Source organism: Pseudomonas fuscovaginae SE-1, assembly GCF_000364705.1.
Taxonomy (GTDB): domain Bacteria; phylum Pseudomonadota; class Gammaproteobacteria; order Pseudomonadales; family Pseudomonadaceae; genus Aquipseudomonas; species Aquipseudomonas fuscovaginae_A.
Genome location: NZ_AQOH01000139.1, coordinates 39,430 through 54,569 on the forward strand (window position 1 = coordinate 39,430; position 15,140 = coordinate 54,569).

Annotated in this window: 11 protein-coding genes; all 11 read right to left on the reverse strand. The window is 63.5% G+C overall.

Going from position 1 to position 15,140, the window contains the following annotated elements; all coding sequences use genetic code 11:
* Nucleotides 1-76: 76 nt before the first annotated feature.
* The gene (gene acs / locus K675_RS0114050; protein WP_017904145.1) at nucleotides 77-2,023 is read right to left on the reverse strand and encodes an acetate--CoA ligase; all 1,947 of its coding nucleotides are present in this window, start codon (nucleotides 2,021-2,023) and stop codon (nucleotides 77-79) included.
* A gap of 187 nt (nucleotides 2,024-2,210) precedes the next feature.
* Nucleotides 2,211-3,875, reverse strand: a complete 1,665-nt coding sequence (pgi, locus tag K675_RS0114055; protein ID WP_017904146.1) for a glucose-6-phosphate isomerase — start codon at nucleotides 3,873-3,875, stop codon at nucleotides 2,211-2,213.
* A 305-nt stretch (nucleotides 3,876-4,180) separates the two neighbouring features.
* Entirely contained in the window at nucleotides 4,181-5,041 is an 861-nt protein-coding gene (gene panC / locus K675_RS0114060) for a pantoate--beta-alanine ligase (RefSeq protein WP_017904147.1), read from the reverse strand.
* On the reverse strand, nucleotides 5,038-5,838 hold the full coding sequence (gene panB, locus K675_RS0114065; RefSeq protein ID WP_017904148.1) for a 3-methyl-2-oxobutanoate hydroxymethyltransferase: 801 nt from the start codon (nucleotides 5,836-5,838) through the stop codon (nucleotides 5,038-5,040). Before panB ends, panC begins: the two co-directional genes overlap by 4 nt.
* Before the next feature lie 398 nt (nucleotides 5,839-6,236).
* Nucleotides 6,237-6,719: a 2-amino-4-hydroxy-6-hydroxymethyldihydropteridine diphosphokinase gene (folK, locus tag K675_RS0114070; protein WP_017904149.1), complete on the reverse strand. Its 483-nt coding sequence runs from the start codon at nucleotides 6,717-6,719 to the stop codon at nucleotides 6,237-6,239.
* 4 nt (nucleotides 6,720-6,723) lie between these two features.
* Nucleotides 6,724-8,112: a polynucleotide adenylyltransferase PcnB gene (locus K675_RS0114075; protein ID WP_017904150.1), complete on the reverse strand. Its 1,389-nt coding sequence runs from the start codon at nucleotides 8,110-8,112 to the stop codon at nucleotides 6,724-6,726.
* 723 nt (nucleotides 8,113-8,835) lie between these two features.
* The gene (locus K675_RS0114085) at nucleotides 8,836-10,272 is read right to left on the reverse strand and encodes a sigma-54-dependent transcriptional regulator (protein WP_017904151.1); all 1,437 of its coding nucleotides are present in this window, start codon (nucleotides 10,270-10,272) and stop codon (nucleotides 8,836-8,838) included.
* Between the two features lie 22 nt (nucleotides 10,273-10,294).
* Entirely contained in the window at nucleotides 10,295-13,249 is a 2,955-nt protein-coding gene (locus K675_RS0114090) for a sensor histidine kinase (protein WP_026145186.1), read from the reverse strand.
* Nucleotides 13,233-13,409: a hypothetical protein gene (locus tag K675_RS32750; protein ID WP_003176118.1), complete on the reverse strand. Its 177-nt coding sequence runs from the start codon at nucleotides 13,407-13,409 to the stop codon at nucleotides 13,233-13,235. Before K675_RS32750 ends, K675_RS0114090 begins: the two co-directional genes overlap by 17 nt.
* Nucleotides 13,410-13,486: 77 nt before the next feature.
* The gene (gene gluQRS, locus K675_RS0114100; protein WP_017904153.1) at nucleotides 13,487-14,377 is read right to left on the reverse strand and encodes a tRNA glutamyl-Q(34) synthetase GluQRS; all 891 of its coding nucleotides are present in this window, start codon (nucleotides 14,375-14,377) and stop codon (nucleotides 13,487-13,489) included.
* Between the two features lie 94 nt (nucleotides 14,378-14,471).
* Entirely contained in the window at nucleotides 14,472-14,915 is a 444-nt protein-coding gene (dksA, locus tag K675_RS0114105) for an RNA polymerase-binding protein DksA (RefSeq protein WP_017904154.1), read from the reverse strand.
* Nucleotides 14,916-15,140: the final 225 nt, after the last annotated feature.

Consider the following 15,140-nt stretch of genomic DNA (forward strand, 5'->3'; position numbering starts at 1 on the left):
CGGGCGATTCTATCAGCCTTTTGCTGGGCGATCCTGCCCGTTGCCCCCGTCATACGGGGGCTGGGAGGAGTTTTTGCTACGAGGGCCGGTTGTTCAGGCGTTGACCGATCAGGTTCTCGACCACACCCGGATCGGCCAGGGTCGAGGTGTCGCCCAGGCTCTCCAGTTCATTGCAGGCGATCTTGCGCAGAATGCGCCGCATGATCTTGCCCGAGCGAGTCTTGGGCAACGCTGGCGCCCACTGGATCAGGTCCGGCTTGGCGAAACTGCCGATTTCCTGGCTGACATGGGCCAGCAGGGTCTTCTTCAGGGCGTCGTCCGCCTCGACCCCCTTCATGGGGGTGACGAAGGCATAGATGCCCTGGCCCTTGAGGTCATGGGGATAACCGACCACGGCGGCCTCGGCGATGCTTTCATGCAGGACCAGGGCGCTTTCCACCTCGGCAGTGCCGATGCGGTGCCCGGAAACGTTGATCACGTCGTCGATCCGCCCGGTGATCCAGTAATGACCGTCCTCGTCGCGGCGCGCGCCGTCGCCGGTGAAGTAGTAGCCGGGGTAGGGCTTGAAGTAGGTATCGACCATGCGCTGCGGATCGCCGTAGACGCTGCGGATCTGGCCGGGCCAGCTCGACTTGATGGCCAGCACGCCACTGCCGGCACCGCTGATCTCCTGGCCCTGCTCATCCAGCAGCACCGGTTGCACGCCGAACATCGGCTGGGTGGCGCAGCCGGGCTTGAGCTGCCGGCAGCCGACCAGCGGGGTGAGCATGATGCCGCCGGTCTCGGTCTGCCACCAGGTATCGACGATGGGGCAGCGTTGCTCGCCGACCACGTTGAAGTACCACTCCCAGGCCTCCGGGTTGATCGGCTCGCCAACGCTGCCGAGCAGGCGCAGGCTGGCCCGTGAGGTGTGCTTCAGCGGCTCGGCACCCTCGCGCATCAGTGCCCTGATGGCCGTCGGGGCGGTGTAGAAGATGTTCACCTGGTGCTTGTCGACCACCTGCCAGAAGCGCGAGCTGCTCGGGTAGTTAGGCACGCCTTCGTAGATCAGGCTGGTGGCGCCATTCGCCAGTGGGCCATAGACGATGTAGCTATGGCCGGTGACCCAGCCGACATCGGCGGTACACCAGAACACCTCGCCCGGGCGGTAGTCGAAGACATGGCGGAAGGTCATCGCCGCCTGCAGCAGATAGCCGCCGGTGGTGTGCAGCACACCCTTGGGCTTGCCGGTGCTGCCTGAGGTGTAGAGGATGAACAGCGGGTCCTCGGCGTCCATCGGTTCGGGTGGGCAATCGTCGCTGATGCCGTGTACGGCCTCGTGGTACCAGAGATCACGTCCTTCGAGCCAGGGCACCGGGTTCTCGGTGCGCTGCACCACCAGCACGCTGCTGACCTGTGGACAACTCTGCAGGGCCTTGTCGACATTCTGCTTGAGCGGGAGGTACTTGCCGCCGCGCACGCCTTCGTCGGCGGTGATCACCGTCTGGCAGCCGGCATCGAGGATGCGGTCGCGCAGGGCCTCGGGCGAGAAGCCGCCGAACACCACCGAGTGGATCGCACCGATCCGCGTGCAGGCGAGCATCGCGTAGGCCGCCTCGGGAATCATCGGCATGTAGATGCAGACCCGGTCACCTTTCTTCACGCCACGCTGTTTCAGCACGTTGGCCAGTCGGCAGACGTGATGGTGGAGCTTGCGGTAGGTGATCTGCGCCGACTCGGCGGGATTGTCGCCTTCCCAGAGCAGCGCGGTATCGTCACCGTGTTCGGCGAGGTGGCGATCAATGCAGTTGTAGCTGACGTTCAGTTGGGCGCCGCCGAACCATTGCGCCTGGCCGGTGTGCAGGTCGTAGTGGCGGACGGTGTCCCAGGGTCGGAACCAGTCGAGAAAGCGCCTGGCCTGTTCGGCCCAGAAGGTGTCTGGGTGGTCGATCGATTGTCGGTAGAGCCGCTGGTAGTCGTCCTGGCTCAGTTGGGCGGCCTGGCGGGTGGCTTCGGCCTGGGGGTATGTGCTGATATCGAACATGGCGATTCCTTGTTCTTGTCTGCGACAAACTCAAGGGTGCGCCCTGTTGAGGCGGGGTTCAAGCGGATAAAAGGCCGAATATCGCACCTGCAGGAGCAGGGCTTGCCCGCGAAGAGGCCGGTCAGAGCGCTGATCGTTCCCACGCGGAGCGTGGGAACGATCGAAGCTTGACCGGGAACAGTGCCTATCAGCCGCGATGACGACCGCGGAAGTAGTTGATCAGGCCCTGGGTCGAGGCGTCTTCGGCGGCGGACTCCTCGCTGCCGGTCAGGCGGTTGTAGACGCCCTTGCCCAACTCCTTGCCCAGCTCCACGCCCCACTGGTCGAAGGCGTTGATACCCCAGATGACGCTCTGCACGAAGACCTTGTGCTCGTACATCGCCACCAGCGCACCCAGGCGACGTGGGCTGATGCGTTCGACCACCAGGGTGTTGCTCGGACGGTTGCCCGGGATCACCTTGTGTGGCGCCAGCTTCTGCACGTCGGCTTCGCTCATGCCCTTTTCACGCAGCTCGGCTTCCGCCTCGGCGCGGGTCTTGCCGAGCATCAGCGCCTGGCTCTGCGACAGGCAGTTGGCGTACAGCCACTGGTGGTGGTCGGCGACCGGGTTGAAGCTGACGATCGGCACGATGAAGTCGGCGGGGATCAGTTGGGTGCCCTGGTGCAGCAACTGGTGGTAGGCGTGCTGGCCGTTGCAGCCGACACCGCCCCAGATCACCGGGCCGGTGTCGGTCGACACTGGCGTGCCGTCCTGGCGCACGCTCTTGCCGTTGGACTCCATGTCCAACTGCTGCAGGTGCTTGGTGATGTTGCGCAGGTAGTGGTCGTACGGCAGGATCGCGTGGCTCTGCGCGCCCCAGAAGTTGCCGTACCAGACACCCAGCAGGGCCAGCAGCACCGGCATGTTCTGTTCGAACGGCGCGTTCTGGAAGTGCTGGTCCATGGTGTAGGCACCCGACAGCAGTTCCTTGAAGTTCGACATGCCGATGGCCAGGGCGATCGGCAGACCGATGGCCGACCACAGCGAGTAGCGGCCACCCACCCAGTCCCACATCGGGAAGATGTTCTCTTCGCGGATACCGAAGGCCACGGCGGCGGCGTTGTTGCTCGACACCGCGATGAAGTGCTTGTACAGCTCGGCCTCGGAACCGCCCTGGGCCAGGTACCAGGAACGGGCGGCCTGGGCGTTCTTCAGGGTTTCGAGGGTGTTGAAGGATTTCGACGAGACGATGAACAGGGTGGTCTCGGCGCGAATTTTCGCTGACAGCTCATGGAACTCGCTGCCGTCGATGTTCGCCAGGTAGTGGCAGCGCACACCCTTGTGGGTGTAGGACAGCAGGGCTTCGGAAACCAGCTCCGGGCCGAGGAACGAGCCACCGATACCGATGTTCACCACGTCGGTGATCGGCTTTTCGGTGTAGCCGCGCCACAGGCCATCGTGGATGCGCCCGACCAGTTCGGTGATCTGGTTCAGCACCTTGTGCACGTCGGGCATCACGTTGACGCCGTTGACCAGCAGCTTGTCGCCGACCGGCCGGCGCAGGGCGGTGTGCAGCGCCGGGCGGGCCTCGGAGGAGTTGACCGGTTCGCCGGCGAACAGCGCCTTGATCGCGCCTTGCAGGTCGACTTCGTTGGCCAGTCCGACCAGCAGGTCGCGGGTCTCGCTGGTGATCAGGTTCTTGGAGTAGTCGAGGAACAACCCGCAGCTGCTGAGCGTGAATTGGTTGAAGCGCTGCGGATCGGCATTAAAGGCTTCGCGCATGCTGAAGTTGTGCATGTTTTCGCGGTGTTGATTCAGCGCCTGCCAGGCGGGCAGAGCGGTCACGTCGTGAGGAGTGCGGTAGTACGCCATCGCTGCGGATTTCCTTTTACGAGAACTGCCTTTTGGACATTTGGCTTTTTTGGACACCAGAAACGCCGGATCGTCCTGCTCTTGTCATTGGCAGTGTCCGGCAATCTGCGTCGGCACGGTTGGGAGACGCAGCGCGATTACAGTAAACCTCGCGCTGGCATCTGTCTTGGCTTTGTCTGACCTTTTCCCGGTACTTTTTCGCACTCTCCGGGTTTGCCGGTGGGCGGGCGAACAGTCCCGAAGCCGTATGGAAGTCCACGTGCGGCGGCAGTTTGCCCGAAGCCTTGGGCTCGGGCAATCGCTGCTCAGGCTGGCGTGTCGAGGTTCAGGTGCAGGTTGTCGATCAGGCGGGTGGTGCCGAGGAAGGCTGCGACCAGAATCACCAAGTCGCGGTCCTGCACGGTGGCCGTGCGCAGGTTCAGGGCGTGGCGGATTTCCAGATAGTCCAGCCGGAAACCGGCGGCCTCGATCAGCCGGGTCTGTTCGGCGAGCAGTTTCGGATAATCGCGCTCGCCCTGCTCGATGGCCGTGGCGATCTGGCTCAGGCTGCGATACAGGGCTGGGGCGGCGGCACGCTCGGTTTCACTGAGGAAACCGTTGCGCGAGGACAGCGCCAGGCCGTCGGCAGCCCGTACGGTGGGCTCGCCGATGATCTGGATCGGCATGTTCAGGTCATGCACCAGGGCGCGAATCACCGCCAGTTGCTGGAAGTCCTTCTGGCCGAATACGGCCAGGTCCGGCTGGACCATGTTGAACAGCTTGCTGACCACGGTCGCCACGCCTTCGAAGTGCCCCGGCCGGCTGGCGCCGCACAGGCCTTCGGACAGTTGCGGGACGCTGACCCGGGTCTGCCCGGCCATGCCGTCGGGGTACATCTCTTCCACTGTCGGCGCGAACAGCAGGTGGCAGCCGGCTTCCAGCAGCTTTTCCTGATCGGCGGCGAGGGTGCGCGGGTACTTGTCGAGGTCTTCGTTGGCGCCGAACTGCAGCGGGTTGACGAAGATGCTCGCCACCACGAAATCCACCCGTTGCGCGGCCTTGGTCACCAGCGCGGCATGGCCGGCATGCAGGTTGCCCATGGTCGGCACGAAACCGATGCGCTTGCCTTCGCTGCGCGCGCGCGCGACGGCGGCGCGCAGTTCACGGACGGTCTTTACTGTATTCATGCCGAAAACCCGTGTTCGGTACCAGGGAAGGTCACTGCCTTGACCTCGCTGACGTAGGCGCCGATGGCGGCCTGGATGCTGGTCTGGCCGGCCATGAAGTTCTTGACGAACTTGGGCACGCGGCCGCTGATGGAGAGGCCGAGCATATCGTGCAGCACCAGCACCTGGCCGTCGGTCGCACTGCCGGCGCCGATGCCGATGACCGGCACCTTGACCGCCTGAGTGATTTCCGCCGCCAGGTCGCTCGGTACGCACTCCAGCAGGATCATCGCCGCACCGGCCTGTTCCAGGGCAATGGCGTCGGCGCGCATCTGCCGCGCCTGGGCCTCGCCGCGGCCCTGGACCTTGTAGCCACCGAAGATGTTCACCGACTGCGGGGTCAGGCCCATGTGCGCGCACACCGGTACGCCGCGCTCGGCCAGCAGGCGAATGGACTCGGCCAGCCAGGCGGCGCCCTCGACCTTGACCATGTTGGCGCCGGCCTGCATCAGCTGGGCGCTGTTGTGCAGGGTCTGCTCGACGGTGGCATAGGCCATGAACGGCAGGTCGGCGATGATGAACGCGCCTTGGTTGCCACGCTTGACGCAGGCGGTGTGGTACGCGACTTCGGCCACTGTCACTGGCAGGGTGCTGTCATGCCCTTGGGAAACCATGCCCAGCGAATCGCCAATCAGCAGCACTTCGACACCGGCCTCGCAGCTGGTTTGGGCGAAGGTGGCGTCATAGCAGGTCAGCATGGTGATTTTCTCACCTTTCTGCTTGAGGCTTTGCAAGGTGGTCAGGGTGATGTCTGGCATGAAAAAGTCCTCTTCAGGCGCCGTGCAAATTACTGCGAGTAACGCGCGTGATTCGTCATTTATACAGGCGCACGTTCTTCTGTCGTGCTTATAAAGCCTGGATTGCGCCCTTTAACGCCGCAGGGGCGGCAATGGGACGCCTATAGTCGTGAGGAGGACTGGGGAAGTCAATCGTGTGTGTTACCGCAATGTTACGGAGGGAGTGTTACCGCTGTAACTGATGCGATTCAGCAGGGTGTGAGCTATCCATCGCTTTGGGGGCTGCTTGTCAGTCCTGTGGGAAATTCGATGGTGGTGGGCAAGACTTGAGGGTCTATTCGCGGGCAAGCCACGCTCTTACAGAGGGGCGCGGTCATTGTGGGAGACGCCCGGCCGGCTCCCACAAGCGGAGGAGGGCGTTACGGCGCCAGGCGCTCCAGGCCGACGAACGGGCATTCGGCAAGCAGACCCCGCAGACTGCGGCCGTCGGCCAGTCGCAGGTCGGCCGGGGCCAGTTCCGCCAGCGGGTACAGCACGAACGGACGGGCCTGCATGTGGTAGTGCGGGACCTTCAGCCGCGGTTCGTCGATCAGCCGATCACCGAACAGCAGGATATCCAGGTCCAGGGTGCGCGGGCCCCAGCGTTCGTGGCGTTCGCGGCCCTGGTCGAGTTCGATACGCTGCAGGGCGTCGAGCAGGTCCAGTGGCGCCAGGCAGCTATCGAGGGCCGCTACCGCGTTGGTGTAGCGAGGCTGGCCGGGGAGCAGCGAGTCGCTCTGGTAGAACGCGGAAACGCCGGCCAGTTCAGTGTCCGGCAGTTGGGCCAGGGCCTGCACCGCGTTGCGCAATTGCTCGGCCGGGTCAGCCAGGTTGCTGCCCAGGCCGATATAGATGCGTTCCATCTCTTCACTCTTCCGAACCGGCGGTACGCTTGCGTTTGCCGGCGCTGCTGCGCCGACGCTTGCGTGGCGCGCCGCTGCTGTCTTCCTTGCCGCTGAGGTCGCGGATCATGTCGCGGCGACCGGCATCGGTGGCGTCCTGATAATCGGTCCACCAGTCGCCGAGGCCATCGGTCTGCTCACCGGCGGTTTCGCGCAGCAGCAGGAAGTCGTAGCCGGCGCGGAAGCGCGGGTTGTCCAGCAATTGGTCGGCGCGCTTGCCGCTGCGGCGTGGCAGGCGTTCCTGCATATCCCAGATTTCGCGGATCGGCAGGGTGAAGCGCTTGGGAATCGCAACCCGCTGGCATTGCTCGCTGATCAGTTCGTGAGCGGCTTCCTGCATCGCCGGAATCGGCGGCATGCCGCGCGATTGCAGGCGCAGCACCCGTGCCGGCAGGGCGGGCCACAGCAAGGCGGCAAACAGGAAGGCCGGCGTCACCGGCTTGTTCTGCCTGATGCGCAGGTCGGTGTTGATCAGCGCCTGGCTGATCAGTGTGTGGGTATAGGTCGGGTTGTGTTCCAGCGCCTCGAAACTGGCCGGGAACAACGGTTCGAACAGGTTCAGGTCGACCAGCATTTCGAAGGTATCGGCGGCATGGCCGGAGAGGAACAGCTTGAGCACTTCCTCGAACAGCCGTGCCGACGGGATCTCGCGCAGCAGTGGCGCCAGGTCGCGAATCGGGGTGACGGTGTGGCGTTCGATGCCGAAATCGAGCTTGGCGGCGAAGCGCACGGCCCGCAGCATCCGCACCGGGTCTTCCTGGTAGCGGCGGATCGGGTCGCCGATCAGGCGGATCAGGCGGTTGCGGATGTCGTGCACGCCATTGGCGTAGTCGAGAATGCGCTCGCTGACCGGATCGTAGTACAGGGCGTTGATCGTGAAGTCGCGGCGCTGGGCATCGTCTTCCAGGGTGCCGTAGACGTTGTCGCGCAGAATGCGTCCGCTTTCGTTACGGGAGGACTGGTTGCTGTCTTCCTCGTCTTCATCCTGCGGATGGTTGGCGCGGAAGGTCGCGACCTCGATGATCTCGCGGCCGAAATGAATGTGCACCAGCTTGAACCGGCGACCGATGATACGGGCGTTGCGGAACTCGGCACGGATCTGTTCCGGCGTGGCGCTGGTGGCGACGTCGAAGTCCTTGGGCGTGATGCCCAGCAGCATGTCGCGCACGCAACCGCCAACCAGGTAGGCCTGGTAGCCGGCGTTCTGCAGGCGTTCGACGATGTTCACCGCGTACCGGCTGAATTGGGCCTTTTGCAGCGAGTGCTGGCTGCTGTTGAGCACCTCAGGGGTACTGCGTTTGTGTTGCGTTCGACGCAGGGGAGAACGGAATGACTGGAACAGCTTCTTCAGCATGGGAGGCACTGTTTGAAGGAATATTCGGCGAGCACGGATAATGGCCGCATGATGGGCGGGGATTCTAGCATTTAGTCGAGGGATGGTGTAGGACGCTGCGGGACCTGTGCAGGGGAGGGCTCGAGGCCTTGTGGCACGGGGCTGGAACGGGATTGGGAAGGGGAATTGCGGAAACTACAAGGGGAGCTCGAGGCTCCCCCAGAAGTAGTTGCGTGCTCTTTTTATTATGGTCGCGGGCTTTTTGTTTTTGTTGATCGCCCTGTGTCGCAGGTCTTCTGCCTGTGACGCCTCCCAATCGGGAGATAAGAGCAAACGGATTGCTTTGGTCGCTGTGTTGTCGTGATCCGTGGATCCAACCAGTTCAGGCTCTGCTTCAAGTGCAGTTTTTTTTGTTCTCGGCCTGGTCGTGGGGCAAGCCCCAAATACAACGCCTCTCCAAAAGAATCAGTTAGCTGCGCCTCCGCCGTGTTGTTTTTGTTATGCGTGAGTCGATTCGTCTTATTTTTATTGTCTTGTACGTTGCTTGTTATTGTTCTTGTATCAAACATATAGCAGGTGCCGTGCCAACTTTTGCGAGGGCCAGTAAAAACGGGGCTTTCGGCGGTTTTCTGGTTTTTGGGGGGCGAAAAAAAGCCGGGCTTTCGTTACCGATAGACCCGGCTTTTGTTACGTGAAAAATCTGAGGTAACAGTTTTTTCACATCCCAGGGTGTTACCTGGGGGCTCAGCTCTCGCTGGTCGCCCCGGTCTTGCGCCGTGGAATGCCCAGGCGCTGGCGGCGTTCCCACAGGCACTTGCGGCTCACTCCGAGCTTGCGTGCCAGCTCGGTCTCGGTCATGTGGTCCTGGTGTTCGAGAACGAAGTGCTGAAAGTAGTCCTCCAGTGACAGGTCCTCGGTCGGTTCGTGGCTGCTGTTGGCCGCGCTGCTCGGCGCTGGCGCCAGGCCGATGAATTCCTCTTCTTCCAGGTCGCCCAACTCGATGTCGATGCCCAGCAGGTCCGCCGAGATTTCCGGGTTCTCGCACAGGATCACCGCACGCTCGACCGCATTCTCCAGCTCACGCACGTTACCCGGCCAGGAGTAATGCCGAATGGCTTGTTCGGCATCGGCACCGAACTTGAGGTCGTTACGGCCGATACGGGCGCTCTGGCGGGCGAGGAAGGCGTTGGCGATTTCGTTGACGTCCGCACCACGTTCGCGCAGTGCCGGCAATTTCAGTGCGATCACGTGCAGGCGGTAATACAGGTCTTCGCGGAATTGGCCGATCTTGGCCAGGTTCTTGAGATCACGGTGGGTCGCGGCGATCAGGCGTACGTCGACCTTCTGCGACTGTACCGAGCCGACCCGGCGGATCTCGCCTTCCTGCAGCACGCGCAGCAGGCGGGCCTGGGCTTCCAGGGGCAACTCGCCGATTTCGTCGAGGAACAGCGTGCCGCCGTCGGCCGCTTCCACCAGGCCGGCACGACCGGCGCTGGCACCGGTGAACGCGCCTTTCTCGTGGCCGAACAGTTCGGACTCGATCAGGGTTTCGGGAATGGCCGCGCAGTTCACCGAGATCATCGGCGCCTTGGCCCGCTTGGACAGGTTGTGCAGGGCACGGGCCACCAGTTCCTTGCCGGTTCCCGACTCGCCCTGGATCAGCACGTTGGAGTCGGTGGGTGCGACCTTGCGGATCTTGCCGTAGAGGTCCTGCATCGGCGGGCAGGAGCCGATGATGCCGATTTCGCCATTGCTGTTGCCGCTCAGGGATTTCTCCGCCGCGCCGCCACTCTTCGGTGCGCTGCGCTCGGCGGGGGCGGCCTGGCCGTTCTGGCGATCACGCAGGATACGCGCCACGGCCTGCAGCATCTCGTCGTGGTCGAACGGCTTGGCGATGTAGTCGACCGCGCCCATCTTCATCGAGTCGACGGCCGAGCGCAGGCTGGCGTAGCTGGTCATGATCAGCACCGGGGTGCCCTGGCCGAGCTTGATCAGTTCGGTGCCCGGCGCGCCGGGCAGGCGCAGGTCGCTGACGATCAGGTCGAACGAGGGGATGCTGAAGCGTTCCTGGGCTTCCTGTACCGAGCCGGCCTCGCTGACCTGGTACTGATTGCGCTCCAGCAGGCGACGCAGTGCGGAGCGGATGATGGTTTCGTCTTCGACGATCAAAATGTGCGGCATCGATTCGGTTCTCTCGACGGTCTCAGTTCACAGCGGACGTCGCTTCGACATGACGGGGCAGGGTTATCCGGATACGGGTGCCTCGTTGGCTTTCGGTGTCGGCCGGGCTGTCGATGGTGATTTGTCCATAATGCTCTTCAACGATGGAATAGACCAGTGCAAGGCCCAGTCCGGTACCTTCGCCAGGGTCCTTGGTGGTGAAGAAGGGTTCGAACAATCGATCCATGATGTTCTTCGGAATGCCGGTGCCTTCATCTTCGACGATCAGATCGACGGTATGTTCGAAGGCTTCGCTCTTGACCCGTACCGCGCTGCCTGCGGGTGAGGCGTCACGGGCGTTGGACAGCAGGTTGATCAGCACTTGCGCCAGACGTTGCGGGTCACCCTCGACGTAGTGGTCCGGGTCGCAGAGGTTGAAGAACTGTACTTCGAAATTGCGTCGGTTCAGCGCGAGCAGACCAATGGCATCCTGTGCGACCTCGGCCAGGCATACCGCTTCGTCGTTGTGCTGGTGGCCGCCGGCGTGGGCGAAGCTCATCAGCGACTGGACGATGCGCGACACACGCTTGGTCTGTTCGAGGATCTGTCCGCTGATTTCGGTGATCTCGCCATCCTCCTCGCGCTCCTCGCGCAGGTTCTGTGCGAGGCAGGCGATACCGGTGATCGGGTTGCCGATTTCGTGGGCGACCCCGGCCGCCAGTCGGCCGATGCTCGCCAGGCGCTCGGAGTGCACCAGCTTGTCCTCGAGCATCTGCGTTTCGGTCAGGTCCTCGACCAGCAGCACCAGCCCGCTGTTGCCGGGGGCCAGCGGTTCGTCGATCGCCGCCTTGTGCAGGTTCAGCCAGCGGGTCTGGCCGTCGAGGGCCAGGCGTTGCTTGTGCAGGTGCTCGTCCGGCAGGTTGATAAAGCCTTGTAACAATTCTCTCCAGGGCTCGCCCAGGGTCGGCAGGCGCGAGCCGACCACCCGCTGTGCGGCGACGCCGGTCAGTTCCTCCATGGCCTTGTTCCACATGAGGATTTCCTGGTCCTTGGCCAGCGAGCAGACGCCCATCGGCAGTTCCTGCAGGGTCTGGCGGTGGTAGCGGCGCAGGGCATCGAGCTCGGCGGCCAGGCCCGTGAGGCGCGAATGGTAGTCCTCGAGGCGGCTCTCGATGAAGTGGATGTCCTCGGTCACATAGCTTTCGCCACCGGCCTTGTAGGGCAGGAAGGTCTCGACCATGTCCTGGGCCACGCTCGGCCCCATCAGGCCGGACAGGTTGGCCTCGATGCGGTCGCGCAGGCGGCGCAGGGCATAGGGGCGGCGTTCGTCGAACGGCAGGTAGAGGTCACGCAGGGCCTGTTCGACTTCCTTCTGCGCGGCCTTGGCCCCCAGCGGCTTGGCCAGTTGCGTGGCGAACTCCTGAGGCGAGGCGGCATGCAGTTCGCGGCGTTGCGGGCGGCGCACGTTATCGACCGCGCAGGCTTCGGCGGCACTGGCTTCCTCGGCGCTGGCATTGCTGAACAGCGAGACCAGGGTGAACATCAGCACGTTGGCCGCCAGCGAGGCGATGGCCGCCATATGCCAACTGGTGTCGTCCAGCACATAGATCATGTTCAGCAACGGAATGTAGAAACCCTGCAGGTTGCCGATCAGCGGCAGCATCATGGTCACTATCCACACCAGCACCCCGGCCAGCAGGCCGGCGATGAAACCGCGGCGGTTGGCGGTCGGCCAGTACAGCACCGAGAGCACGCCCGGCAGGAACTGCAGGGTGGCGACGAAGGCGACGATGCCGAGGTTGGCCAGGTCCTGCTCGGCGCCCAGCAGCAGGTAGAAGCCATAGCCGGCCGTGATGATCGCGACGATCAGGGCGCGGCGGGTCCACTTCAGCCAGCGGTAGATGTTGCCTTCGGCCGGTGGCTGGTAGAGCGGCAGTACCAGGTGGTTCAGGGCCATGCCCGACAGCGCCAGGGTGGTGACGATGATCAGCCCGGTGGCGGCCGAGAGCCCGCCGACATAGGCCAGCAGCGCCAGGGCCGGATTGTTCGCCGCGATGCCGATACCGAGGGTGAAGTATTCCGGGTTGGTGGTGGCGCCCAGCTTCAGGCCGGCCCAGAGAATCAGCGGTACCGCCAGGCTCATCAGCAGCAGGAACAGCGGCAGGCCCCAGCTGGCGCTGACCAGCGAGCGAGGGTTGAGGTTCTCGGTAAAGGCCATGTGATACATGTGCGGCATCACGATGGCCGAGGCGAAGAACACCAGCAGCAGGGTGCGCCAGGGGCCTTCCTGCAGCGGCGTGTGCAGGGCGGCGAGGGCTGTCTGGTTCTGCAGCAGCCACAGCTCCAGTTGCTGCGGGCCGTCGAATACGCCATAGAGGGCGTAGAGGCCGATACCGCCGATGGCCACCAGCTTGATCACCGACTCGAAGGCGATCGCGAACACCAGGCCCTGGTGTTTTTCCCGGGTGGCGATGTGCCGGGAGCCGAAGAAGATGGTGAACAGCGTGACCAGTGCACAGAAACTCAGGGCCACGCGATGTTGCACCGGCTCGCGGGTGAGGATGCTGATGGAGTCGGCCACCGCCTGGATCTGCAGGGCCAGCAGCGGCAGCACGCCGACCAGCATGAACACCGTGGTCAGCGCACCGGCCCAGGTGCTGCGAAAGCGAAAGGCGAACAGGTCGGCCAGCGAGGACAACTGGTAGGTGCGGGTGATCTTCAGGATCGGGTACAGCAGCACCGGCGCCAGCAGGAACGCCCCGGAAACGCCGAGGTAGCTGGAGAGGAAGCCGTAGCCGTACTGGTAGGCCAGGCCCACCGTGCCATAGAACGCCCAGGCGCTGGCATAGACGCCCAGCGACAGGGTGTAGGTCAGCGGGTGGCGAATGATCGAGCGCGGGATCACACCCCGTTCGCTGATCCAGGCCACGCCGAACAGCGCCAGCAGGTACACGGCGCTGACCAGCAACATCTGGGTCAGGCTAAAGCTCATCGGCATCTTTTTGGCTCTGCAGGATGAAAGTCACGACGATCAGGATCAGCCAGAGCAGATACGGCCGATACCAGGCGCCTGTCGCGTCGATCCACCAGTCCATGATCGCTGGCGAGAACAGGTAGATCCCGACGACCAGGAGCAGGACCAAACGATAGATGTACATCCTGGCCTCTCTTTTTTATGACGTGCCCTAAAAACGTGCGGCGATGGTAACGGATGGGCGCCAACCTGCAAGGGGCGTCAGTGCAATTGCGCTTCGGCCAGGGTCGCGACCCTGGGAATCAGTGTGGCATCCCAATGGCCAATTCCCCAGTCGAGTACCTCCCGCGACGTGGCCTGTTCCAACTCGGCGGGCGGTTGCTGGCCCAGGGTGCGCAGGGCGCGCAGCAGCAAGGGCGTGGCCTGGGCACCGGTCAGTGGTGGCGAACGATAGGATTTGCCGAGCTTGTTGCCGTTCGGCTGGATGATCAGCGGCACATGCAGGTAGCGTGGCTGCGGCAGCCCGAGCAGTTCCTGCAGGTAAAGCTGGCGAGGCGTCGAGTCCAGCAGGTCGGCTCCGCGGACGATATCGGTGACGCCTTGCCAGGCATCGTCGAGCACCACCGCCAACTGATAGGCGTAGAGGCCGTCGCGGCGGCGGATCACGAAGTCGCCGGCTTCGCGTCCCAGGTGCTGGCGGAATTCACCCTGGACCCGGTCCTGGAAGCTGTAGCCGAGTTCCGGGACACGCAGGCGGATGGCCGCGTTCTCCCGGGCATGGCCAAGGTTGCGGCACAGGCCCGGGTAGATCCCGTGGTAGGCCTCCAGCTCCTTGCGCGAGCAGGTGCAGGCGTAGGCCAGGCCCTGGCTGAACAGGCGGTCGAGCACCTGGGCGTAGGCGTCGTGGCGTTCGCTCTGGCGGACCACTTCGCCGTCCCACTCGAAGCCGTAGCGCTCAAGGGCCTCCAGGATGGCGGCCTGGGCGCCCGGCACTTCCCGTGGCGGGTCGAGGTCTTCCATGCGCAGCAGCCAGCGGCCGCCGACCGCGCGTGCATCCAGGTAGGAGGCCAGCGCCGCGACCAGCGAGCCGAAATGCAGGTGTCCACTGGGAGTGGGGGCAAAGCGCCCGATGTAGGCAGAGGGAGCAGTCATGGTGAACAGGGTACTGGAGAATCCGCGGGGGGACGACAGACGCAGAAACGAAAACGGAGCGTTCGCACGCTCCGTTCGTTCAGTTCGGCGGGGGTTACTTGCCGACCTGTTTTTCCTTGATTTCCGCAAGGGTCTTGCAGTCGACGCACATATCGGCAGTCGGGCGGGCTTCCAGTCGGCGGATACCGATCTCGACGCCGCAGGATTCGCACCAGCCGTACTCTTCGTCCTCGATGAGTTGCAGGGTCTTGTCGATCTTCTTGATCAGTTTGCGTTCGCGGTCGCGGGCGCGCAGTTCGAGGCTGAATTCCTCTTCCTGGCTGGCTCGGTCGGCGGGATCAGGAAAGTTGGCTGCTTCATCTTTCATGTGATCAACGGTGCGGTCGACTTCCTGCATCAGGTCCTGCTTCCACTTCTGCAGGATCTTGGTGAAGTGCTTGCGCATGGGCTCACCCATGTACTCCTCGCCCTGGCTTTCAACGTAGGGTTCGAAGCCGCTGATCGACTGGATGTTTTGCTGCTTTGCTTGGGTGGGCATGTAATGGACCGCCTCTACTCTTCTAATCCATTGCGCAGGATTGAAACGTCACCGACACCTGCCGGCCCTGCGGCTGCAAGCGGGCGAACTTACCAGATCAAATCGGGGCGCGCTACTCCCGGTTGTCGAGCCTGGCGGGAAGGGATCACTGATCATTCATTTTAGCCAATCCTGGCCATGATGTCGGAATGCTTCGCTACCGCTCTTCATGGACTTCGGCGATGT